Raw genomic sequence first — 23,350 nt, 5'->3', positions numbered from 1 at the left:
CCCGTCGGCCCGAGCGCGACAGCAGCGTGGCCCGGACACCGTGCCGTGCGTATTCTGACCGCCGACTCCCATCGGGGGGAGATGCGGCCATCGGTGTTCAGGGCCCGGCCGTTGCCGAGTTTTCCGACGAGCACAAATGGTGATCATGGAAACGTCCCATCTCGACCGTCTGACCTGCCTCGCCGTGTGCGCCGGTGCGGGTGGCCTCGTGCTCGGTCTCGAACAGGCGGGTTTCGACCCCGTGTTGCTCCTGGACAACCGTCCGGTGGCGTGCGAGACGCTGAGGCTGAACCGCCCCGATTGGCACGTCCTCGAAGCCGACCTCCTCGACTTCGTTCCGGAGGAGCACCGGGAGTGCTACGACGTGGACCTCCTGGCCGCCGGCCTGCCCCGGGTGAAGGCGAGCGCCGCGGTGAGGCGCGAGGACAGCGTGGAGGAACTCCGGCTGCTCGATGCGACGGTCATGCTCCTGCACGGCGTGCAGCCGCGTGCCCTGCTCATCGAGAACCTCTCCGAGTTGGCCTCCAAGCCCGCGTACGAATCCATCCGCTCGGAGGTCGAGACCGAGCTCGAACACCTTGGGTACCGGCACCGCTGGTTCGTCGTCAACGCGATGGAACACGGTGTGCCCCAGGACCGCAAGCAGGGGGTCCTGGTGGCCTTGAAGGGGGACGCCATCCGTGACTTCGTCCCTCCGGCCGGCGGTGCCGAACCGCCGCTCACGGTAGGCGAGGCGCTGGGGGCCTCGATGGCCGAGGGCGGTTGGCCGCACGCCGCCGCATGGGCGGTACAGGCCACCCGGGTCGCGCCGACCCTGGTCGGGGGTTCCTGGAACCGGGGCGGGGCGGACCTCGGGCCCAGTGGGTCGAAGCGTTCCTGGGCCCGCATGCGGGTGAACGGCGGTACCGTCGCCGACGCGGTCCCCGGGCCGGATCATCCCTGGGACCCCGCACCCGATGGGACGGGCCTGGTGGCGCTGACCGTGGAACAGGCGGCACGGTTGCAGGGGTTCCCCGCCGACTGGTCCTTCGCCGGTCGAAAGACCGCCCGCTACCGTCAGGTGGGCCATGCGACGCCGCCCCCGGTGGGTCGGGCCCTCGGGCTGGCGATCCGGGCCGCGTTGGGGCAGCCCGTACCCGCGCCGTGGAGTCGCCGGTGACCCGAGCAGCGCGGACTCGGTGACGCCGGGGCCGGACGGCGCGGTGTGCGTCGTCCCGCCCCGGTTTCACCGCCCGGCGCTCAGCGGGTGAGCAGGTGCGAGAGGAAGCCGATCGACGGGTCCTCCGGCGTACCGACGAGCAAGGCCCGGTCCAGCAGGCCGTTGTTGTGCTCGCAACTGGTTTCCGGGAGCATCACACAGGCGTGGCAGGCGGCCAGGTTGGTGCCGCCCGTCCCGGACACCTCGGTCTCGATGCAGAGCGGATCGGCGGAGCACCACTCGGCACGGTGGACGGCCGAGCGCACGGCCTGGGCGAGGCGGTCGATCTCGCCCTGAGCGACCAGGCCGCCGAGACTGCCGGCCGAGTCGCTGGTGGCGGTGTAGATCAACACACCGGCCATCTCGTCGCCGGAGTAGATCCGTTCGCGCAGCGAGGCGGCCGGGTAGCCCGACTCCAGGCTCCACTCGTTGATCATCACGTGCGCGAAGGTGTGCAGCAGGGCCATGCGCGGGGTGGCGGGGGAGTCCGGGACCCGAGCCGGGTCGGAGGCCCGCTCGGTGAGGACCCGCTGGTGGCGGATTCGCATGCGTGCCACGCGGTCGGCGACGGCGGGCAGTTCGGCCCAGGCGTCCAGTCGCTCCTCGTCGAACCGGAGGAACACCCCTTCACCGTGGACCTCCATGGCGGGCAGCCAGTCGGTACGAGCGAGCGACAACTCCGCCTCGTGGCCCTCGGAGGAGGTCTCGGGATCGATGACCCGGGTGAAGGCCTTGAGGGCGCGGACCTCGCGGAGCTTCTTCACCAGCATCGGGGTGACCAGGCCCAGGTCGATCAGGGGCTTCTCGTCGCCGATCGGCGGCTCACAGACGAACTGCTCGGTGTGATGGCCGGATTCCTCCGGATTGCCGGCGCACAGGCGCTGGTACTCCAGGTCGCGCAGGGCTCGGTAGCGCTGCTCCTGGTCGCGATCGGGAGCGTCCTCTCCGGAGTGGTCCTCCGCCTCCATCGCGGCGACCAGGGCCAGGGCCTCCTGGGTACTGACGGGGGAAGGCATCCCGTCGAAGATGTGCTTGAGATGGATCTCCATCTCGACGAGGCTGGTGCAGCCGCGGAGCTTGTCCCAGTGCTTGTCCAGGGCGTTCACCCGGGTGTCGCTCCACGGCGGGATGGACAGGGCCGAGCGCAGCACCGGCTGCCAGACGGAGGAGGAACCGCGCTGGAGCGTACGGGGCGTCCGGGAGCAGGAAGCCTTGTCGGCACCCTTCAGCCAGGGACGCTCGCCCGGGCAGTCGATGCGCAGCTCCTTGAGGGCGCCGGCCCGGAAGGAGCCTTCCATGGACACCTCCGGTACCCCGCAGGAGCACGAGATCACGACCGAACGGAGCGAGGCGGTGCGTCCGGAGGACGTCAGGCTCATCCGGCCGCCGCAGAACCCGCTTTCGCCACGCCGCCCCCGGTGCAGCCACCCCCAGTACGGGAAGTCGGAGATGTGTCCGTCCTCGCAGGCGACCACGAAACGGGAGGGCACCAGCGGCTCGCCGCACTCGCCGCACTCGTTGCGTCCGGGCGGAGAGTTGAACTTCCGCACGTGGTCGAGCGCGTGGCACTCGGGGCAGTGGTGCCAGAGCGGGAACCGGCGCACCCGGATGCCGTCCCGGCTGTCGTCGCCGGAGGCCGGCGGGAGGCGGAAGTGCCGCACGCCCAACACCCGGGCGAGGCGGGGCTCGCGGATCACCGGAGCCTCGTCGAGGGGCCACTGTTCGGCGGCGCCGTCGATGCCCGCAACGATGAAGGACTCCTGGTCGACGGCGACCAGCGACCCCACGCCGTAGGTGGTGATGGCCTGGGCCCGGCGGACCGCCCCACGGCGGGGCAGGTTACGGGCCGGTGCGCCGGAACCGGCGGCGCCGCGCCGGCGACGGGACGGGGGCGGGGTCATCGGGATGCCTCCATGAACAGGGCGGACTCGGCGTCGACGTCGCGCAGGGACCACAGGGTCTCCCACGCCTCGACGTCCTCCAGGGCGTCGTCGTAGGGCTTGAGCAGCGAGGGGACGGAGCGTCCGCGCTTGGGTTCGTAGTACAGACCGTTGTGTGCCTCGGCCTCGGCGTGCCACCAGTCCACGAACTCGTCGAAGGCCGCGGCGACGTGGGCGACCTCCTTGGCGGCGGTCTCCTTCGGCGAGACGCTCCCGACCCGTTCGAGGATCAGCGGACGGATCGTCTCCCGCAGCTCGTCCCGGAAGAGGTCGATCCTCCCCGCGTCCTCGTCCCTGCGGGCCGCGGGGATCGCGATGCGAGCCAGGGCGACGATCACCGCGTGCAGGCCCCGGTCGCGGGCACGGGCGGAGAAGGGCGTGACCGAGGTCGACTCGACCTCGCGGTAGAGCGCGGAGTGGAAGTGCTGGAAGTTCTCGTAGTGCGAACGGTCGCGGGATCGTGCGGCGTTGAGCATCACCGCGACCAGACCGGGGTGCGCGCGACCCACCCGGCTGGTGGCCTGGATGTACTCGGCGGTGGTCTGCGGCTGGCCCATGACGGCCATCAGGCCGAGCCGGTCCACGTCCACACCGACGGCGATCATGTTCGTGGCGAGGAGCACGTCCACGACGTCCGCCGGGTCACCGTCCGTGAGCCTGCGCTCGATCTGCTTCAGGCGTGCCGGGATGTCGCTGGCGTCCACCCGGCTGGTCAGCTCGGAGTTGTTGCCGACGGAGCGCGGCTCGCAGCCGTCGCGCTCGGCGAGGTGCTCAAGGTAGGCCACGACGTCGTCGTGGACCTGGAGTTCCGCGGCGGACAGCAGCCGAAGGCTGTTGAAGTAGCCGACCAGTGTCCAGTAGGCGTCACGCACCTCCTCCGGGGTGTCGGCTCGCATCGCCTGGTGGAGCAGGGTGGCGTAGGTGCGGATCAGCAGGGTGGACTGGCTGGTGCCCGGGGCGAACAGGCCCACGTAGCGGCGGGACGCCTTCTCGCTCGCGGGGGTCTCCACGGCGAACCAGGAATCGCGGGCGTCCAGGCCGGCGGGCGGGAACTGCCGGACCTCGCGGGAGAACAGCGCCCTGCCCTGGTCGGCGGCGCGGCGGATGGTCGCGGTGGAGGCGATCACCTTGGGGCGGTCGGCCAGGACGTCGACGGCCGTCTCGTACAGGCCGGTCAGGGTACCCAACGGCCCGGAAATCAGATGGAGTTCGTCCTGGACGATCAACTCCGGCGGAGGTGTGGCGTCCTGACGGTCGCGATTGAAGAGGGCGGCCGTCTGCTCGCGCCACGGCATCGAGGCGAACTTGTCGACGGTGGCGATCACCAGGGTGGGCCTGGCCGCGTACACGGCCTGGTCGACCAGGTGCACGGGCAGCCCGTCGGAGAACTCGCAGTCCGTGCCGGGGCAGCGCACGTCCATCCGCTCAGCCTCCTCGTCCACCGCGTAGTGGTGGGCGTCGAGCGCGGTTCCGCACCACGGGCAGGCGTGCAGCTGGACGGGGTTCTCCGTCTGGAGCAGCCGCCCCGCTCGGGCGGCGTCGAGCTGTCGGGAGGCCACGTCCAGTCTGTTCGGCGTGGCGGACCTGCCCACCCACATGCCGATGGAGATCTCCTCGTGGCCGAGCTCCTCCTGGTTCTCCCGGCGCATCCGCTCCATCGCGCAGATCAGGATCGCGGCACGCTCGAACTGCTGCAGGGTCAGGAGACGCAGCGTGTAGCGCATCAGAACGGTGACGCCGCCGCCGGCCGACCCGCGGCGCTTGCGGCGCAGGAACGTGGTCAGCGCGATCAGACCCAGGTACGCCTCGGTCTTGCCACCACCGGTGGGGAACCACAGCAGGTCGGACACGCCCCGGTCGGGGTGCTCGGGGTCGTCCACCCCGGCCAGGCACAGCAGGATGAAGGCGATCTGGAACGGACGCCAGCACGCGGAGGCCGGGTCCGGCTCACCGAACCGGCCCTCCTTGACCCAGGCGGCCCTGGCCCGCTGAGTCGCCATCGCCCGGTTGGCCAGGCGGAACGCCCACATCAGGTCGGGCTGGTCGCGCAGCAGCGCGATGCCCCCGCGGATCCGCTCCAGGGCTTCGCCGCAGGCGCTGACCTGATCGGCCGCGGCCTGCTCGTACGAGGTGCCCACGAGCGCGGCGGCCTCGTCCCGCTTCCGCTCGATCCACCGCTCGTAGCCCTCGGCCAGACCCTCCAGGGCGGCGATCACCTCGCGGTCGCCGGCCTCGGCGAGGCCGAGCATGGTGAGGGTCTTGGCGTCGATCGTCGGGTTGGAGTCGGTGAGCAGCACCTCGTGGGTGGGCACGAAGTCCGTGCGCACCTCGGTCACACCCGCCCGCACCACGTCGGTGAGGCCGACCGGAGGCGGGGTCCAGTCCCAGACCGCCGCGCAGCCGTGCCCGGCGGCGAAGGTGGGGGCGTGCCGGTGCAGCAGTCGGCTGGTCTCCAGCTCGGCATCGACTGCGGACAGAGCGGTCGGGCGCTCCACGAACGCGCTCGACCCGTTGGCGGCACGGACCGTCAGCCCGGTCTGGAAGAGGGCGAAGGCGTCCTGCAGTTCCCGTTCGCCCACCTTCTGGATGTTGACCAGGGTGACCGTGACGGTGACCGTGCCGGTCTCCGGAGACGGGCGTCGCACATGCACCTCCAGCCGCGCCGTGCCGTCGACCAGGTCGCGGGAGGCGCCGCGGCCCGGGTGGCGGACGTCGACCGTGGTGTCCGGCAGGTCCAGCTCCACGCGCCGCCAGCGTTCCCTCTGGTCGGACGTGGTCCGGGCCTCGCTGCGGCGGGCCGAGACCTTGCGTCCCTCGGCGTCCTCGGGCTCGTACACGGCGGCGCGGGCCGAGACCACGATCTCCTGGCAGACGGCGACGTCGACCGCGAAGGTCAGGCCGACGCTGGCCGGGCGGCGGTCGCCGGAGCCCGGGCGTTCGGCCGCCGCCCCGGATTCGTCGAGGCTGTCCGCCCTGGTCACGGCTTCCTCGTCCAGGCCCTCGTGCTCGGCCACGTCCTCCAGGAGCCGAGCGCCGGCCTCGGCGTTCGCCGGTCGCGGGTAGAGTACCCCGACGGGGTAGCGGGTGATCGGGGCGTCCTGGTCCAGGACCTCGGCGCGCTCCTCGGGGGAGGCGTCGACATCGGGGCCCAGCAGCTCCCGGCGGAGCCGGGCCACCAGGTTCTCGCGGACCTCGTAGTGCCCGGCGTGCCGCCCAGCATGGATGGTCATTCCTGCTCCTCCTCGGTCCCGGCGGTGTGCCGGAACCGTCCGATTCCGCTGATGTGAGGGGCGATCCACACCCCGTGGTCACCGAGGCCCGCGTTGGCCCCGGCAGCCGGACTGCCCGCCACCGACTCCAAGCAGTCGATCCGCAGACCGGAGATCTCCTGGGGCCAGCGGATCTCCCACTTCGGGCCGACCTTCAGAACGGAGTGCAACTGGCTCCGGAAGGCCTCGGAGGCGTCGCCGATCTCCCGTCCCTCGTGCAGCAGGGCGTACCGAGGGCTTTGTTCGGGGCCCATGGGGAAGGCGTCGCAGAGCCGGAACGTCACCGCGTCCCCCGGCCGCACCCGCTCCAGCAGGTACGCCTGGGCGCCGGGGGCGTCGACCTGGGCGTCGGCCGGTTCCAGGGCGCCCACGTCCCCGGCCCGGACTTCGATGCCGTCGCGCCGCCACTGCAGGCGCTGGTTCGGGACTCCTCGGTACAGCCGTCCGGTCGGCTTGTGCCTGAGCACCGTCACCGTGTCGGGCGGGGCGACCCGGTACAGATCCTCCCGAGCCCGGGTCATCGCCACGTAGAGGGCCCGGGCCTCGGCGGGCACGTCGGGTTCCTCGGTGCGCCGACGCAGCTCGGCGACGGTCGGTGGATTGAGCACGATCACCCGGTCGAACTCCAGGCCCTTGGAGCGGTGCACCGTGGACACCACGAGCCCGGCCGGTTCCGGATCGGCCAGCTCGTCCGGGAAGCGGCGCTCCGCCACCAGGCGGCGCAGCCGCACCACGTCGAGGGTGCCCCGGCCGGTGCCGCGTGCCGCCGACCGCAGGGACTGCCACACTCGGTCGAGGTCGGTGCCCTCGGGCAGCGGGACCGCGGCAAGCAGGTCGCGCAGGCGCTCCTCGGTCAGGGTGGCGGCCGTGGTCCGACGCAGTACCTCGGCGACCCAGTACGGCACCGGCCGGTCCCGGAGCGAGCGACGCAGGGCGTGCTGGATCCCCTGGGCGTGCAGCAACTCCGAGACGACCAGCGCCTGTCGGTTGTCGCGGCACAGGATCGCGCAGGTACCAGGGAAAGATCGCAGGGTGTCCAGCGTGAACGAGTCGGTGAACGAGCCCAGGCCGGGCAGGTCGAGCAGCAGCTCGCGCAGCTCTCCGTGAAGGCGTTCGGCGGCCGCGTCCGCGCCCTCGGGGGCGCTGCCGACGGCCTGGACGGCGGGGCCGAGCGGGAGCGCGGTGCGTGCCTCGGGGGTGACGGCCCGGAAGTTCCGGGTCAGCCGCAGCTCCTCCAGATCGTCGGCGTAGGAGATCCGCACCCAGCGGAGGAAGAGGTCGGCGCGATCGGCGTACTCCTGCGGGTCCTCGATCTGGAAGTCGTAGATCGCCTGGGCGGAGTCGCCGACGAGGGTGAATCCGCTGGAGTCCTGGAGCCGGTCGAGCAACGATTCCACCATCTCCCGGCGGGCGCCCACCAGGTCCTGCACCTCGTCGATGATCACGTGCGTCGGCGGACCGGCCTCCAGGGACTCCAGTGCGCCCTTCTCGATCGCGTCGGTGGCCGCCCGGATCCGCTCGTCGAAGGAGAGCGCGGACCACCCCTCGTCCGGGTACGCCTGGAACAGCAGGGAGTAAGCCCAGGAGTCGAAGGTCTGTACCCGTACCCTCCGCGCGTGCTCCCCGTGCCGGGCGATCCGGTCACGCAGTTCCCGGACGGCGGCGCGGGAGAAGCTGAGGACCAGCAACTCGGAGGCCTCCAGCGCCTCGTCCGGGTCGACGTGTCCGACGAGCGCGTCCATCCGGCGCACCAGGGTGTGGGTCTTGCCCGTCCCCGCCCCCGCGGTGACCAGCAGCCGGGTGTCCCACGGCCGGTCCACGACGGCCTGCTGTTCGGCGGTGAGGACGGGGCCGCCCTCGGGCTGGATGGTCATCGGTTGCTCCACAGGTGCTCGAACTGCGTGAAGGCGAGGGCGGTGTCGAAGTTCCGGATGTTGTCGCGGACGTTGAGGATGAGGCAGGTGTCCTTGCCGCCGTTGCGCGGGCCGCGCAGGCCTCGTCCGATCATCTGCTGGTACACGTTCGGGCTGTAGACGGGGCGGGCGACGACCACCGCGCGGGTGGCCGGGGCGTCGAAGCCCTGGGTGAGCACGCCGTAGTTGGTCAGTACCCGTACCCGACCATCGCGGAAGTCCCGGATGCGGGCCCGGCGGTCGGCGTCGGAGGTGGTGGCGTCCACCGAGGACGCGGAGATCTCCTGGTCCATCAGCATGGCCGCCAGGAGCTTGGCGTGTTCCACGGAGGTGGCGAACACCAGCACGGGCCAGTTCTCGTCCATCGCCGCGACCTCCTCGACGATGCGGCGGCTACGGTCGTGGTCCTCCGCCAGTCGCTGCTCGGCGGCCTTGGACAGCAGGCTGAACTGCTCGGCGCTCTCACGCTCCTGGCGGGACAGCAAGATGGTTCCGCCGGTCAGCTCTTTGTGCTCGACGCGTGCCAGCACGCCGATGTCCTGGAGGTGACCGTAGGCGTCGTCGGAGGGGAAGACCCCCTCGTCCAGCCGACGTGCGCCGAACCTGTTGACCAGCCGGCGGGTCTCCTCCTCGTTGTGGCCGCGGAACGGGGTGGCGGTGAGACCGAGCAGGTGCCGATCGGTCCGGTGCTGGGTCAGTCCGAGCAGGCTCAGGATCTCGGTGTAGCTCGGGCTGGTCGCCACGTGGGCCTCGTCCACCACCACCAGAGCGGCCTCGCGCAACCAGGCGTAGCGGTCGGTGTCGAGGCACACCCGCAGCTTGGCGTCGGTGGCCACCACGAGCTGCGGACCGTCCGTGACCGGGGCGGCCTCGTTCGAGGTCCACAGTCGGTTGATCGTCAGCCGCTCCTGCGCGCCGGCCTTGCTCCAGACGAACTGCCAGCTCTGCACGGCCTGCTCGCAGAGTTCCTCGGTCTGGGCGATCCACAGGATCGGGCCCCTGAGCGTGCCTGCCTGCTTGACCCAGCGGATGACGGCCTCGGCGGTGACGCGCGTCTTGCCGGCACCGGTAGGCAGCGAGAGCATGGCCCGCTGCGGGGCCAGTCGGTCCAGCATCTCGAAGATGCTGAGGGCGAGGCGCTCCTGGTAGTCGTGCAGGCGCGGGAAGTCCCGGGGGCCCTCCACGGTCAGGCTCTGTTCGAGGGTGGGGGCCCGGTGGCCGGCGAAGGGCGCGGGCAGGCCGAGTTCGGCGACGAAGGAGACTGCCGCCGGCCCCCCGCTGTAGGAGGACGGGGCGCTCGGGAAGCGCTCCTGGATGTCGCGCGCGTGGGTCTTGAGCACGGCGTCTCCGTGCGCGTTGAACGCCATCTGTGCGATCCGGCGGCCGGTGGGCTCCTGCCCGTCCGGTTCCTGGCGCTCGGCATCCATGAGGCCGGAGGGGAGCCGGTCGCGCAGGGCCTCCGGGCCGATCAGCAGTTCCAGCTTGGTCGTCACGTCCGCGGCCTCGCGGATCGCCTTGAGCGCGGACCGCACCTTCTCGTCCTGCTCCTGGCGGGCCTGGGCCTCCAGGAGCGCCCGGCAGCCGGCCTCTCCCATCCGCAGACCCAACTCACGGTCCACCGCCCGGAGCGTGCCCAGCCGGTCCAGCGAGTCCAGGACCTTGATCACGTTGCCCTGGCGGGCGCTCTCCAGGGACTTCGGCTTCGGGCCGCTCGGGGTGCGCAGGACCTCCTCCAACGTGGAGCAGCGCAGCAGCGAGTACGTGCCGACCGCGGTGCCCATCTTCTGTCTCAGCGTCGGGAACTCCTCGACCAGCGGAACGGGTTCCACGTTCGACTCGTGTCGGGTCTCCCGGGTGATGACGTCGTCGTGGCGCAACATGCCCCACTGTTCGACCATGAGGTCCGCGGACTCCTGGTTCGGCATCAGCAGCGCGGGCACCCGCTCGGCCTGCAAGGAGCGGTACTCCTCCGGGTTCGCTGCAACGGCGATCTCGCTGTCTGCCCGGGTGTCCCAGGCGTCGCCGACCCGGCACCGGGTCAGGGAGTCCTCGGGGAAGGGGATCTCCAAGCGGGTCAGCAGGGCGTAGGTGGACCCGACGAAGGCGTCGTCCTCGCTCTCCTGGAGCTTCTCCAGGAGCTGCTCCCACTGCTTCGGACGGACCTTCTCGACGCTGTCGGCGAGCCCCAGCTTGCGGGCCTTCTCCCCGCTGATCGACGCCACCGGAAGCACGTCACGATAGGCGTCGAGCTGCGGCCCCACGGCTTCCTTGAGGGACTTGAGACCCTGGGAGGTGTCGACCAGGCCGTGTCGGGAGAGCATCCACCGGATGGGGGACGACACCGATCGGCGGGAGTCGACCTGAGCCCCGATCTGCCGGGTCCAGTGCTCGACCAGCGCGTCTTCCGGCAGCGCCCGGAGGAAGGCCGCGCGTGCCGGCTCCGAGAGACGGGGCAGCAGGTGCAGCGGCCCACCGACGGGCGAGCCTTCGATCCTGATCCTGGCCAGGGTCGGTCGACTCGCCCGGTCGTCCAGCGTGCGGCAGTACGCCGCGTGCACGGCCACCCGATACTCCTCGAACCAGGCCTCCTCCTCGGGCCTGTGCTTGCCGGTCGGGCGGTCCCGCAGGCCCAACTCGCGGAAGAATCCCGCGTCGTCGGAGTGGAAGCGCATGTCCACCGCGATCGCGGGGTCGCTCTCCGCGGTGACGACGACACCGGGCAGCATGCAGTCGCGCATGGTGTGGAAGCGGCCGTCCGCAGTCCGCACCATCAGCGTCTCCAGCGGGGAGTCCACCCGCTTGGTCACCTCGTGGCCCACCACAGCGGCGCCCGCCCGGTGGAAGAGCTCCCAGAACCGGTTCCACTCCTGCGGGCCGTACGAGCCGAAGCCCTGGTCGAGAACGCTCACGAAGCGCCCCCGGACGTCGGCTTCCTGGATGCCGAGGGCGGTGAGGGCGGAGTGCAGCGACGGGTCGTCGGACAGGGCGTGATCCACGTAGACCAGCGACTCCCGCAGGCCGTCCTCCTCGGTGCGGCGGTACACCTCGCTTCCCCGCGGGGCGACCAGGCCGTCCTCCTCGGTGAGCACGATCCTGGCCGTGCGGGCCTCCGCGGCGCAGCCGGCGTTCGAACCGATCATGTCGGCGACAATCCGGATGGCGGCCGCCGAAGCCTCCGCCGTGCCGTCGGAGACCAGCGCCTCCAGCCACTCGACGATCGAGGCCCGCTGCCGGCGGGCCGCGGCCAGGATGTGCTGGACCTTGCCCGTCCGTAGGTCGGTGGCCTCGACCGAGGGGTGCACCCAGTCGCGCGGGCGCCCGGGGTACGCGTGCCAGGACCGCAGCCAACGGTTGACCGCGGTGCTGTCCTTCCCCAGGTCCGGGTGGATGTTCAGGCCGCCGGGGACGCGCAGGACACCGTCCTGGTCGGGCAGCGACGGACGCACCGCGGCGGCGGCCCAGATCTGCTCGGTGAGCAGCCGGTCGGCCCAACTGATCGTCTCCACGCCCTTGGAACGACCCGGCAGCAGCGGGAGGTACGCACCGGGGTCCTCCGCCGGCGCGAGTTCGGGCAGCGAGTCGATCACCAGGCCGGCGGCGGTCCGGATCATCTCGACGTTGAACGGTGAGGAGTCCAGCAAGTTCTGCCTGTCCTCGTTGGTCTTCCACGCCCCGTTCAGGATGCCGCTGAGGGTCATCTCGTATTTGGTCGGGAAGAACGACCAGAACCGGCCGCGTCCCCGGGCGTCGGCGGCGCCGAGCAGCCCGGTTCGCTCGTCCGCGCTGTAGGCCGGTACCGCCCAGGCCAGGTCGACGGTCAGTCGGTCGTGCAGCTCGCCGGCGTCGCGCCGGGCGACCTCGGTGGGCTCGTGGGTGCGGGTGAAGACCCGCCACTGCGAAGTCGCCGGCGGCTTGCCGACCCGCTCCTCGTGGATCGTGTGCAGGCTGCCGGCCCGCTCGGAACGCAGCGCCCGGCGCGCGATCGGGCGGGGCCGGCGGTCCTCCAGGACCACGTGGCCCACGTGCGGGGAGAACAGGTGGAAACCGGAAGGGAATTCCTCGCGGGTGTCGTGACCGGCCGCGCCCTGGTGGCCGTGCATGTCCTTGCCCAGCCGGTCGGCGGCGCCGGGCAGCAGCGGGAGGCGGACCACCGTGGTGGCCCACGCCAGCAGTTCGTCCAGCACCTGGTCCTTGAGGCGCTCGGCCGCCATGTCCAGCTCGCGGGCCATGCGCAGCACGGGCGCCTCGAACTCCTCGCCGAGCCGCTCGCGCACCCCGGGCACGTTCCGGATCGACTCGTACGACCAGGCCCGATCGAAGCCGAAACTGCCCTCGCTGCTGAAGAATTCGGGCGCGTCGGTCACCACCAGGACCGACTTCACCCCCACACCGAAGCGGCCGATCTGCCCACCGCGCTTGCGGGACATGCTCATGCGCAGGATGGTCTCCGCGCCCTCGGGCGTCACCGGGTTGCCCTGGTTGGCGCAGTACAGGTGGGTGCCGGTGAGGACGACGTGGATCCGGCCGCCGGGCTCGTCGCGCAGCTCGTCGGCCGCGTTCTGGACGAGCTCGAAGAGCTGCCGGTCGCCGTACCCGCCCTGGGTGATGCGGCGTTCGCCGTTGGCGTGTTCGGGGATCAGGCCCGGGTCGACGGCGTAGGTCTCCAGGACGCGGAGGGACTGCTCGACGACGGTGCGGATCACGGGGGACTGCGGGTCGGCCACGGATGGTTCCACTTCGGGTTCGGAGGGAGGGGGTGAGCGGTGCGGAATGTCGGACGTGTCGTCAGCGACCGTGGCGGATGGTGAAACTGACGATGCGCTGACAGTTGCCCGGGTTCCGGCGCGGGCGGCGGGTACGGGCGTCGGCGTCGCGGATGGCATTCCGGTAAGTGGCGACCATGTCGTGGTCGATGCCGTACAGGTAGAGGTAGGCACCCAGGTCCTGCGGGGCCTCGTGGGCGATCCGGTCGTACGTGGAGACGATCGAACGCATGCGGTGGAGCGGGGAGTTCTGCGGGGACACCGGGGTAACCTGCGCTTTCGCTGTTCGTGGACTTACACGATGAAATGGTGCGAAGTGGTGCAGGAGGGGAACGGGTCGCGCAAGAATCCGCGGAATCCGCAATTGATTCCGGAGGCGGCCGTGATGAATTCCCCCCAAGGAAAACAAAGCGAACCGGGCCCCAGGTCGGGGCCAATTCCGCGGCGCCCGCCGGGGAATTGGCGATCACTTTGCCATGGATCCGGTCGGCGTGTCAAGGGGCCTGCGAGAGGCTGGCGGGCCTCGAATCAAAGGGATTTCCTCGGGGTTTTCGGGGAAATTCGGGCAAACGGAAGGAGTGGTCGGATGCCCTTTTTCGATTGCGTTCGACGTCTGCTCCCGTCGAGCGCGACCACTGTCAAGTGTCAGTTGACAATGGGGGTGTCGCTGTCAACAGCGGTGCGGTAGCGTGGCTCCCACCTCGTGAAACAAGCCATGCGGAAGCAGGTGGGACGTGAAGGCGGCTGAGGAATTCGGCCCCTGGCTGGCGCGCCAGCTCAAGAACGCCGGGAAGACCCAGACCGATCTGGCGCAGGAGCTGGGCAAGACCCGGGCCGCCGTGTCCGCCTGGATCGTCGGCCGTTCCGTACCCCGGGACGAGACCATCCGGGACATCGCCGCGCTGCTCAACACCGACCTGGAGACCATCCACACCCGCAGCTCCGACGCCCAACTCGGCCTGCCCGTCGACTGGTACCACCGGCCGGCCCACGTCGACGGCGGCCGCGAGTACGGCAACGCCGCCGCGTTCGCCTTCGAGGCCGATGTCTCGGTGCTCGCCCGCGAGGCCACCCAGAACAGTCTCGACGCACGCCTCGATCCGGTCGAGCCGGTCCGCGTACGGTACACCCTGCACGAGCTCACCGGGGAGGCCTTGGCGCGGTTCCGAGAGGCCATCCGATGGGATCGCCTGCTCCCGCACTACGAGGCGCTCACCGCCGACGGCGGGAAGCAGAGCAAGGTGTCGCGCACGATCGCCGCCGGGTTGCGTGACATGTACCAACACGACCGTCTGGTGCTCCTCCGGGTCGACGACTACAACGCCACCGGTCTGACCGGCGACGACTACGCGGACGGGCTCTTCGCCGCGGTCGTCCGTCGTCAACTCGACAGCCACAAACGGGACCTCGGGGCCGGCGGCTCCTATGGCCTGGGCAAGGCCACTCTGTGGGCGACCAGCCGACTCGGCCTGGTGCTGATCAACTCCACCCTCTCCGAGCCCCACGAGGGCCGCACCGAGCGGCGCCTCATCGGCCGGCTCGACCTGCCCTGGCGCGAGGTGAACGGCCGGGCGTGCGCCGGTCCGGCCTGGTTCGGACGTCCCGACCCGACCAGCCCGTCCGCGGACGTGGTCCGTTCCTGGTGGGCCGACGAGGAGACCGTCGAGAAGCTCCACCTCACCCGCGAGAGCGCGGCTCCCGGCACGTCCTTCCTCATCGTCGGTGCCCACGACGTGGCCAGTCTGCTGGCCCTCAACGGTGCCGCAGACGAGGAGGAGACCACCGATGACGACGACTCCGTCCACCGCATGCACGCCCGACTGGTCGACGCGCTCGGGCGCAACTTCTGGGCCGCGATGACCGGCGGCGGCGACCACAAGCCGCACCTGGAGGCGTCCGTCCGTACCTATCGCAACGGCGAGGTGCTCATCCCCGAGGAGCGCGTGGACCCGGCCGTGGCCCAGCCCTCCCGCACCCGCGCGCTGCGGGCCTTCCTGGAGGGGACCACCGTCGACCGGCTCACCGGACGCGGCCAGGTCGCCCGCGCGACCGTGCCGCTCCATGTGCCGCTCCACGGCGGCCAGGTGCGCGGCGGTGTGCCGCACGATGCGGTGGTCCTGGTCACCGACGCGGAGGACGGCGACGGCCGGTCCAACCGGTTGGTGTCCATGCGGGGCAACCGCATGACCGTCAAGGACGGTGCCGTCCCCAACCTGCCGATCGGCACCAACCCCTTCCAGGCCATTCTCCTCACCGGCCGCGCGGCGGGCCCGGACGCCCTCGGCGCCGAGGCCGCCGAGGAGTTCCTCCGCGCCTCCGAGCCGCCGGAGCACAACAAGTGGGGGCAGACGGAGGAACTGTGCCTGTCCTACTCGCCCTCCGCCTACCGGCGCATCGCCGCCCTGACCACCGCGGCGAACACCGCGGTGCGCGACCTCGTCGCCGTACCCAAGGCCAAGCGTCGCAACGGGGGAGAAGCCAAGATCGCCGGCCGGCTCAAGGTCGGCGGCCCCACGAAGCGGACGCGTCAGCCGGCGGCCTCGGCCCTGCCGGAACTGGACAACGTGGACGCGCTGATCGACGACACGGGAGCCTGGTCGGTCACCGTGGACCTCCGGGTGCCGTCGGGTGTGGACACCGACCGTCCGGTCACGCCGGTCGCCAAGTTCGACGTGCGGTCCGGGCCTCGGCCCGCCGCGCCTTGGAAGGACCTCGTCGCCATCAGCGGCTGCGAGGTGGTGGACGGGGCCCTGCAGCTGTCGCCGGGCAGTCGCAAGGCCGTCTTCCGGGGCGTCACCGACGTCTCCCGCCACCCGGTCCGGGCCCAACTCACCGGACTCGTCGTCGAACTCCGCAGCGGAAAGGGGGAGCAGGCGTGAAGGTCTACCCCTACCGGCGGCTCACCGGGAACGTCTCCTGGCGCGTCCACAGCGCCCAGCTCAAGGCCGAGGGCGAGTCCTGGGAGGACGTGGAGAGCAAGTATCTCTCCACCGTCGAGCGAGTGGTCGCCCTCGGACCGGACGAGGACCGCCCCGACTGGACCCAGGCCCGACTCCGCCTCTCCGTCGAACTCCCGGCCAAGGCCCTGGATCCGTCCGGGCCCTGGCAGAACGTCAAGGTCGTCGCGGTCCTCACCGAGCGTGCCACCAACAGCCGTACGACGGCGGACTTCTCCGCGGTCTCCGAGGACGGTCGCGCGCGCACGGCCGAGCTGTACCTGCACCGTTGCGACCTCCTCGACCGCGCCTCCCTCGCGGTGCACGTGGTGGCCACTGTCGACGGCGTGCCCGGTCGGGTGATCGCCACTTCCGACGTGGAATGGTTCGTCGACGTGATCGAGGTTGTGCCCTCGCTCGCCCGCGAACTCGACGTCAAGATGGTCAAGTTCGGGTCCGGAGCGAGCCGGCTCCAGCGGTTCAAGGACTCACCCTGGCTGGTCGACACCACCGGCCGGATCCCGGCCGTGCGCGTCAACTCCGACTTCGACGGGCTCGGCGACCTGATCGGCGCCGACGGCGGCAGCGGCCCGGAGAAGACCGTCCGGGAACTCCTGCTCGCCCAGATGTGCTCCGAGGTCTGGACGGCCGTCTTCCACTCCGCCGTCGGCGACCTGGAGGTCGAGGAGGACGGCACCCCGGTCTTCCCGCACGGTTGGCAGGGCGAGGTGCTCCGGGAGATGCTCCCGGACGTGTACGCAGACCGTGAGCCGGAGGCCGCCCTGCGGGCGGTCCACACGGCTCGCACCGGAGCGTCCGCCGCCGGGTGGGGGGAACTCCAGTCCCGGATCCACTACGCCGCCTCCCGGCGGGCCGGCGTCCCCCGGACGCTCTCCACCACCATCCACGACCTGGAACGCCTCACGCAGGGGGACGACGCATGACCGACCGGCCCGATCACCTCCCGGAGCGGCTCGCCCTGCTTCCCGGCGCCGAGGCGACGGACTTCGTCACCGAAGGCCTACTCACCGGCCGCGAGAACGTGCCGAGCATCAAGCTCAACCTGGTCACCGAACCGCTGCCGCACGCCGAGCGGCGCGGTGAGCTGCGTCCCGTCCGGGACCTGGTCGAGGACGCCATGGCCTACTGCCGGGCCAACGGGCTCAAGGCCACCCAGGCGGACGCCTGGCTGGCACCCCGTCTCCACGCCGCGCTCCGACTCACCCGCCGCGAAGCGGCCGACCCCGGCTTCTGGAACTACCTGGCCCTCGGCGTGGCCCCGGACTACGTGGTCTGGCGGCATCTGGCCGAACCCAAGGACGGCAAGCCGGCCAAGGTGGCGGCCGACCGCTTCCGAGGGCCGTACCACAAGCAGGCCTTTTCCCGCCTGTGGTGGGCGGCCGAACTCTTCCGCGACGGTCCGGACTACGCCCCGGTGGTCGCGGCCTGCGGCAACCAGGACATCCTCAACACGGCGTTGCGGATGTCCGTGATCAACCACCGGCCGACTGCCCAGGCGATCGCCCGACTGGTCGCGAAGGGCACGGTCACCGGTGGGCGCGAGGCGAATGCCCTGGCCGGGGCCGTCAACGCCTCCGCGGCGACACTGATGTACGACGTGATCGCCCCCGATGCCGAGCGCGAGTCCCGGCCGCTGCTCGACTGGATCGACGAGGCCGAGACCGCCCGGCAGGTGTCACGGAACGCGCTTCCGACGGGCCCCGAGGAAGAGCGCGCGCCGGAGCTGTCCGTGAGCACGTTGGTGGACTACTTCGCCGATCTCTTCGCGGACGCGCCGGTCCGGGGGCGGGAGGAAACGGAGGAGATCGAGGCGGAAGCCTGAGCCTAGGGCTTCGGGCAGTTGTTGCCGCAGCCGTTCTCGGCCTCGCAACCTTCCATGCGAAGGGTCTTGTACTCCTTCCCGTCCCGGTCGGGTCGACGCCAACTCTTCCGGAGGCCCTCCTCCGGCGGGAGTGGCTTGCCGAGTGCCGCCGCCAGGACATGCACGCCGAACAGCGGGGGCACGGCGTTGCCCACTTGCTGCGACCGGTCGCCGCCGTCCCAGGGGTAGTCGGGCGGGAAGGTCTGGAGGATGCCGGCCTCGGGGATGGTCAGTCGGTCCGGAGTGAGGGGGCTGCCGCCCGGATGCCGGATGGCGTTGCGCGAGACCTTCCCGGTGACGGTGAACGACGGCTGCTCGTACGTGCGGATGCCTCGGTTCTTCGGATCGCCGCCGCTGCCGTAGTTCGACACGATCTCGAAGGGAGGCTCCCGGTTCGTGAGTACTTCCCCCATCGGGACCCACGGCCTGAGCGGCGCCGTGCCTCCGTCCACCGGCAGCGCGGTCCGGATGTCCTTGGGGCCGCCCTCCTCCGGCTTGCGCAGGTTGAAAGTGTGGTGAGTGGGGGCGGGGAGCTGGGGAACGCCGTGCTCGACGAGTCGTGCGATCAGGATCGTGCGGCGGCGGGTCTGCGGGACGCCGTACGCCTCGGTGTGCAGGGTCTTGACCTCGGCGACGTTGTACCGGACCGGTGTTCCGTCCTCGCGGGGCAGGCCCTTCTCCAGGGCCGCCTTGTAGACCTCCCAAAGCGCCTTGACCGCGGGGACCTGCTCCAGGACGATCACGTCGAACGGCCGCCCGTTTCGGTTGGGGCAGCTGAGGGCCTTGATCGCGTACCGGAGCGGCTCCAGGACCAGAGCGGTCCGGGGATCTCCGCCCATCTCCGTCAGGCGCTCGTCGATCTCCTCCTCGCCTGCCCCGTCCACCAGCTCGTGGATGAGTTTCTTGACCTTGTCGAGGGCCCTGCGCCCCGCACCGTTTCCGGCCACCGAGTACGTCTGGCAGGGCGGACCGCCCGCGAGCACGTTCAGGTCCGCGTCGAGCTTCTGGAATCGTTCGCGTCGGACCTCGCTGACGTCCGCGTGCCACGTCCTGAGCCCGGCCGCGTAACGCGTGTCACAGGCGTCCTTGTCCCACTCGATCCCGAGCGAGGGCACGTCGAGCATCTTCGCGGCCACGTCAAGACCGCCCGGACCGGCAAAAAGGTCCAGAATATGCGGTTTTTCAGGGAATGAGGCGGCTGCGTCCGAGCTGGTCATGTGGCCAGAGTCTAGCCGGCGACAGGCTGTGTGATGTACTCGGTCGGCTCCGTTGCCACCTTCCGCCCTCTGCCCACCCGACGCTCGCGCACCAGTGCGATGATCCGCTCGGCTGCCTCGGCGGCGCTCTCGTGCTCCCAGACGCGGACCGACAGCCAGCCGGCTTCGGCGAGGCGGGCGTCCGTGTCGACGTCCCTCGCGCGGTTCTTCTCGATCTTCTCCCGCCAGAACTCGGCGTTGTTCTTCGGCCACGTCGCGTGCTCCGGGCAACCGTGCCAGAAGCAGCCGTCGACGAAGACCGCGACGCGGGCCGGGCCGAAGAGAACGTCGGCCTCGCGGCGTACGCCCTTGAGCGGTTTGCGGTGGACGCGGTAGCGGAGGCCGGCCGCGTGCAGGGTCCTGCGGAGGGTGACCTCGATGCCCGTGTCATGACTGCGCTGCTTGCTCATCCGGGCGCGGATCTTCGGAGTGGTCTCCAGGGAGGGCATGATCCCATTCTGGCTCCGGGCACCGACATCGCGTCGAGTGGAGTCCGTCCGGAGCGCAGCCCCCGCCCCGGGTGGGGCGGGGGTCGGGCGAGGTTGGAGGTGGCGGCCTTGACCTTGTCGGTGAGGTCTTGGCGCAGTAGGAGGCCGGGTTCCGGCGGCCGGTGAACCCGGGGTTGACCACGGGGAGCCGGGAGGGAACGCGGCGGCTGCGGGCGTTACGACAACAGCATTGACGTGTGGCGGCACCGCCGGTTTCATGGCTCGCACTTCCCGCCCGCGTCACCCTCCCGACCGGCGCGGGCGTTCCCCCACACGTGCACCCCACGACCAAGGCGGTGATCCGTTGGCATCGACGGTGAAGGACACGGGCAGCGGCCCGAGAGCGGACGCGCGAGGCTCCCACGTCGCGATGCGGCAGTCGATCGGCCTGCTGGACGGAGTGGCGATCGCCGCCTCCAGCACGGCCGCCACCAGCAGTATCGGGATCGGCCTGGGCCTGATGGCCGGGGTGGTCGGCCTGCACCTTCCGGCGATCATGCTGCTGGCCTTCCTGCCGGTGCTCGCCATCGCCGGCGGGTACGGGCGGCTGAACGCCGTCGAACCGGACTCGGGCAGCAGCTACCGGTGGGTCGGGCGCACCCTCAGCCCCTGGCTGGGCTTCCTGACCGGGTGGGTGAACACCGTGGGGACCGTGGTCTTCATGGCGTACACCACGACCGTCACCGGCTCCTCGATCGTCCAGCTGCTCGACCAGGCCCACGTCCGCAGCGTTGCCGGGCTGCGGCTCGACGCCGACTCGACCGTCCAGTGCACCCTGATCGGACTGGTGGTGCTGGTGGGCGCCGCGCTGGTCGCGGTGCGCGGGCTGGACCTGGCGGCCCGGCTGCAGAAGGCGCTGCTGGTCTTCGAGTACGTCGTGCTGCTCGGCTTCTGCGGCTACGGGCTGTTCGCCGGCGACCAGCCGTTCTCGCTCCAGTGGTACAACCCCTTCGACATCCCCTCCTTCGACGCGGTCGCGCAGGGCATGGTGCTGGCGGTGTTCTGCTACTGGGGCTTCGAGTCGGTGTTCAGCGTCGGCGAGGAGGTGCGCAACCCGCGCGACGCCTCCCGGGGTGGCATGATCGCCCTGGTGGTGATGCTGCTGCTGTTCCTGCTCGCCGGCACGGCCTTCCAGCGGGTGCTGCCGCTGGACGAGTTGGCCGACAACGGCGCCCACGGGCTGACCTACTTCGGCACCAAGCTCGCCGAACAGCCGCTGGCCGCACTGCCGTTGATCGCGCTGATGTTCTCCGCGGTTGCCTCGCTGCAGTCCTCGGTGATCCCGACCGCGCGCGGGATGTACGCGATGGGGCGTGACCGGGTGCTCGGCCCGGTCTGGACCCGGCTGCACCCCCGGCACGCCACCCCCGCCGTCGGCACCCTGCTGATCACCGGTGTCGCGGTCGTCCTGGCGCTGGCCTCGATCGCCATCCCGACCGTCAACGACCTGATCTCGGCCGCGGTCAACGCGATCGGCATCGTCGTCGCGCTCTACTACGCGCTCACCGCCGTCGCGGCCGCCGTCCGGTTCCGCCACCTGCTGCGCACCGACCTGGTGGAGGGGCTGCGCGCGGTGGTCGGGCCGCTGCTGGGCGCGGCGGCGCTGCTCGCGGTCGGCGGCTACCTCGCCTGGACCTTCTACGACTCCACGGACCACTTCGAACTCGCCGCCGACAACGGCTGGTTCGAGCTGTCCGTGGTGATCCTGATGATCGTCAGCGGACTGCCGGCGGCGGCCTGGGCCCGCTGGCGGCGGCGCTCGCCGTACTTCCTGCGGGAGGCCGGAGCCGCCGAGTAGCCCGTACGAAGCACAGCCAGGCACGAAGCACGCGAGAACGGAGCACCACCCATGACCCAGGCCGATCTGGTCTTCACCCACGGCCCCGTCCACACCGGCGACGCCGCCCGCACCCGGGCGAGCGGCCTGGCGGTCGTCGGCGAACGGATCGCCGCCGTCGGGCACGACGAGGTGCGGGAGCTGATCGGGCCGAAGACGGAGGTCGTCGACCTCACCGGCAAGCTGCTGCTGCCCGGCTTCCAGGACGCCCACATCCACGCGGTGTTCGGCGGCGCCGAGTTGGCCGCCTGCGACCTCACCGGGACGGTCGGCGTCGCCGACTACCTGGCGCGCATCCGGGCGTACGCCGAGGCCCACCCGGAGCAGGAGTGGATCACCGGCAGCGGGTGGTCGATGGAGAGCTTCGAGGGCGGCCTGCCCACCCGGCAGCTGCTCGACTCCGTCGTCCCCGACCGGCCGGTGTACCTGACCAACCGGGACCACCACGGCGCCTGGGCCAACACCCGGGCACTGGAGCTGGCCGGCCTCACCGCCGACACCCCCGACCCGGCCGACGGCCGGATCGAGCGCGAGCCCGACGGCACCCCGAGCGGCACGCTCCAGGAAGGCGCCACCGGCCTGGTCGCCCGGCTGCTGCCGCCCGCGACCGCCGCCGACCGGCTGGACGGGCTGCTGCGCGCCCAGCGGCTGCTGCACTCGCTCGGCATCACCGGCTGGCAGGACGCGCTGCTCGGCGAGTTCAACGGCCAGCCGGACCCGTCCGACGCCTACCTGACCGCCGCCCGCTCCGGCGCGCTGACCGCCCGGGTGACCGGCGCGCTCTGGTGGGAGCGCGACCGGGGCGCCGAGCAGATCCCCGAACTCGTTCGGCGGCGCGAGGAGTTGAGCCACGGGCGGTTCCGGGCCGGCTCGGTGAAGATCATGCAGGACGGCATCGCGGAGAACTTCACCGCCGCGATGACCAGCCCGTACCTGGACGGCTGCGGCTGCGCCACCGCCAACTCCGGCCTCAGCTTCGTCGATCCGGCGGCGCTGCGCGGCTACGTCACCGAACTGGACGCGCTCGACTTCCAGGTGCACTTCCACGCGCTCGGCGACCGGGCCGTGCGCGAGGCGCTGGACGCCGTCGAGGCCGCCCGCACCGCCAACGGCTGGCGCGCCACCCGGCACCACCTGGCCCACCTCCAGGTGGTCCACCCGGACGACCTCCCGCGCTTCGCCCGGCTCGGCGCCGTCGCCAACATCCAGCCGCTCTGGGCCGCGCACGAGCCGCAGATGGACGAGCTGACCATCCCCTTCCTCGGGCCGGAGCGGGCCGCCTGGCAGTACCCGTTCGGCGCCCTCCAGCGGGCCGGCGCCACCCTGGCGGCCGGCAGCGACTGGCCGGTGAGCAGCCCGAGCCCGCTGGAGGGGCTGCACGTGGCGGTCAACCGGATGGAGCCGGAGGCCACCGACGGGCGGGTCTTCCTGCCCGAGCAGCGGCTCGACCTGGGCTCGGCCATCGCCGCGTACACGGCCGGCACCGCCTACCTGAACGGGCACGACGACGCCGGGGTGCTGGCGGCCGGACGGCTCGCGGACCTGGTGGTGCTCGACCGGGACATCCTCACCGGGCCGCCGGAGGAGATCGCGCAGGCCCGGGTGCTGCGGACGTACGTCGGCGGGGAGCTGGTGCACGCGGCGGACTGACCGGGGAACGGACGGATTGGCCGTCGGTCGTGAGCGCACGGGGGCTCACCACCGACGGCTTTCGCGTTCCCGGGCGGTGCGGTGCGGTGCGGGGTGGTGCGGTGCGGGGTGGTGCGGTGCTGCGTGGAGCGGCGTGGGCGCGTTCCGGCGCGGCGTTCGCCACCGGCGGGCCGTGGCCCACCGGTGGCCCGCGAGCCTCAGCCGCCCGCCGCCCGCAG

The 23,350-nt window shown here is 71.4% G+C and carries 13 protein-coding genes; 6 read left to right on the top strand and 7 right to left on the bottom strand.

Annotated features, from left to right (window positions below; all coding sequences use genetic code 11):
- Positions 1-145: 145 nt before the first annotated feature.
- Positions 146-1,159 carry a DNA cytosine methyltransferase gene (locus tag KS423_RS07060; protein ID WP_224276221.1) on the top strand — a complete coding sequence of 338 codons (1,014 nt, stop codon included), beginning with the start codon at positions 146-148 and terminating at the stop codon, positions 1,157-1,159.
- Positions 1,160-1,239: 80 nt separating this feature from the next.
- Here KS423_RS07060 and drmB read toward each other — a convergent pair whose 3' ends face one another.
- From drmB to KS423_RS07035, 5 genes are all read right to left on the bottom strand, one after another.
- A complete protein-coding gene (drmB, locus tag KS423_RS07055; protein ID WP_224276219.1) occupies positions 1,240-3,099 on the bottom strand; it encodes a DUF1998 domain-containing protein in 1,860 nt (619 codons plus the stop codon).
- Positions 3,096-6,368 (bottom strand): helicase-related protein, encoded by a 3,273-nt coding sequence (locus KS423_RS07050; protein ID WP_224276217.1) that lies wholly within the window; start codon positions 6,366-6,368, stop codon positions 3,096-3,098. The genes drmB and KS423_RS07050 overlap by 4 nt, the downstream gene beginning before the upstream one ends.
- Positions 6,365-8,281, bottom strand: a complete 1,917-nt coding sequence (locus KS423_RS07045) for a UvrD-helicase domain-containing protein (protein WP_224276215.1) — start codon at positions 8,279-8,281, stop codon at positions 6,365-6,367. The genes KS423_RS07050 and KS423_RS07045 overlap by 4 nt, the downstream gene beginning before the upstream one ends.
- Positions 8,278-13,044 carry a DEAD/DEAH box helicase gene (locus tag KS423_RS07040; RefSeq protein WP_224276213.1) on the bottom strand — a complete coding sequence of 1,589 codons (4,767 nt, stop codon included), beginning with the start codon at positions 13,042-13,044 and terminating at the stop codon, positions 8,278-8,280. Before KS423_RS07040 ends, KS423_RS07045 begins: the two co-directional genes overlap by 4 nt.
- A 61-nt stretch (positions 13,045-13,105) precedes the next feature.
- Entirely contained in the window at positions 13,106-13,345 is a 240-nt protein-coding gene (locus KS423_RS07035; protein WP_224276212.1) for a hypothetical protein, read from the bottom strand.
- A 472-nt stretch (positions 13,346-13,817) separates the two neighbouring features.
- On the opposite strand from KS423_RS07035, the gene KS423_RS07030 reads away from it, so the two are divergent.
- Genes KS423_RS07030 through KS423_RS07020 form a run of 3 tightly spaced genes read left to right on the top strand, consistent with a single transcriptional unit; the run spans position 13,818 to position 17,862 of the window.
- Positions 13,818-15,962: a helix-turn-helix transcriptional regulator gene (locus KS423_RS07030; RefSeq protein WP_224276210.1), complete on the top strand. Its 2,145-nt coding sequence runs from the start codon at positions 13,818-13,820 to the stop codon at positions 15,960-15,962.
- Positions 15,959-16,963: a hypothetical protein gene (locus KS423_RS07025; RefSeq protein ID WP_224276208.1), complete on the top strand. Its 1,005-nt coding sequence runs from the start codon at positions 15,959-15,961 to the stop codon at positions 16,961-16,963. Before KS423_RS07030 ends, KS423_RS07025 begins: the two co-directional genes overlap by 4 nt.
- Entirely contained in the window at positions 16,960-17,862 is a 903-nt protein-coding gene (locus KS423_RS07020; RefSeq protein ID WP_224276206.1) for a DUF6339 family protein, read from the top strand. Before KS423_RS07025 ends, KS423_RS07020 begins: the two co-directional genes overlap by 4 nt.
- 2 nt (positions 17,863-17,864) lie before the next feature.
- Here the strand turns inward: KS423_RS07020 and KS423_RS07015 are convergent, their stop codons facing one another.
- Positions 17,865-19,118, bottom strand: coding sequence for a DNA cytosine methyltransferase (locus tag KS423_RS07015; RefSeq protein ID WP_224276204.1), 1,254 nt, complete (start codon positions 19,116-19,118; stop codon positions 17,865-17,867).
- Positions 19,119-19,129: 11 nt separating this feature from the next.
- On the bottom strand, positions 19,130-19,606 hold the full coding sequence (locus KS423_RS07010; protein ID WP_224276202.1) for a very short patch repair endonuclease: 477 nt from the start codon (positions 19,604-19,606) through the stop codon (positions 19,130-19,132).
- Positions 19,607-20,015: 409 nt separating this feature from the next.
- Here KS423_RS07010 and KS423_RS07005 point away from each other — a divergent pair, with 409 nt between their 5' ends.
- Positions 20,016-21,443 carry an APC family permease gene (locus KS423_RS07005; protein ID WP_224276200.1) on the top strand — a complete coding sequence of 476 codons (1,428 nt, stop codon included), beginning with the start codon at positions 20,016-20,018 and terminating at the stop codon, positions 21,441-21,443.
- 51 nt (positions 21,444-21,494) lie between these two features.
- Entirely contained in the window at positions 21,495-23,132 is a 1,638-nt protein-coding gene (locus tag KS423_RS07000; RefSeq protein WP_224276198.1) for an amidohydrolase, read from the top strand.
- Positions 23,133-23,350 lie beyond the last annotated feature (218 nt).

Origin of the sequence: Streptomyces sp. LS1784, from assembly GCF_020103755.1 — a bacterium.
Classification (GTDB): domain Bacteria; phylum Actinomycetota; class Actinomycetes; order Streptomycetales; family Streptomycetaceae; genus Kitasatospora.
The sequence above is the reverse complement of the archived record's forward strand: the minus strand, read 5'-3'. Positions and strand labels throughout refer to the sequence as shown.

Excerpts from the sequence above, each read along its gene's own strand:
- KS423_RS07050 (WP_224276217.1), bottom strand. The coding sequence starts at position 6,368 with ATGACCATCCATGCTGGGCGGCACGCCGGGCACTACGAGGTCCGCGAG.
- KS423_RS07015 (WP_224276204.1), bottom strand. The coding sequence starts at position 19,118 with ATGACCAGCTCGGACGCAGCCGCCTCATTCCCTGAAAAACCGCATATT.
- KS423_RS07005 (WP_224276200.1), top strand. The coding sequence starts at position 20,016 with ATGCGGCAGTCGATCGGCCTGCTGGACGGAGTGGCGATCGCCGCCTCC.
- KS423_RS07045 (WP_224276215.1), bottom strand. The coding sequence starts at position 8,281 with ATGACCATCCAGCCCGAGGGCGGCCCCGTCCTCACCGCCGAACAGCAG.
- KS423_RS07000 (WP_224276198.1), top strand. The coding sequence starts at position 21,495 with ATGACCCAGGCCGATCTGGTCTTCACCCACGGCCCCGTCCACACCGGC.
- drmB (WP_224276219.1), bottom strand. The coding sequence starts at position 3,099 with ATGACCCCGCCCCCGTCCCGTCGCCGGCGCGGCGCCGCCGGTTCCGGC.
- KS423_RS07060 (WP_224276221.1), top strand. The coding sequence starts at position 146 with ATGGAAACGTCCCATCTCGACCGTCTGACCTGCCTCGCCGTGTGCGCC.
- KS423_RS07010 (WP_224276202.1), bottom strand. The coding sequence starts at position 19,606 with ATGCCCTCCCTGGAGACCACTCCGAAGATCCGCGCCCGGATGAGCAAG.
- KS423_RS07020 (WP_224276206.1), top strand. The coding sequence starts at position 16,960 with ATGACCGACCGGCCCGATCACCTCCCGGAGCGGCTCGCCCTGCTTCCC.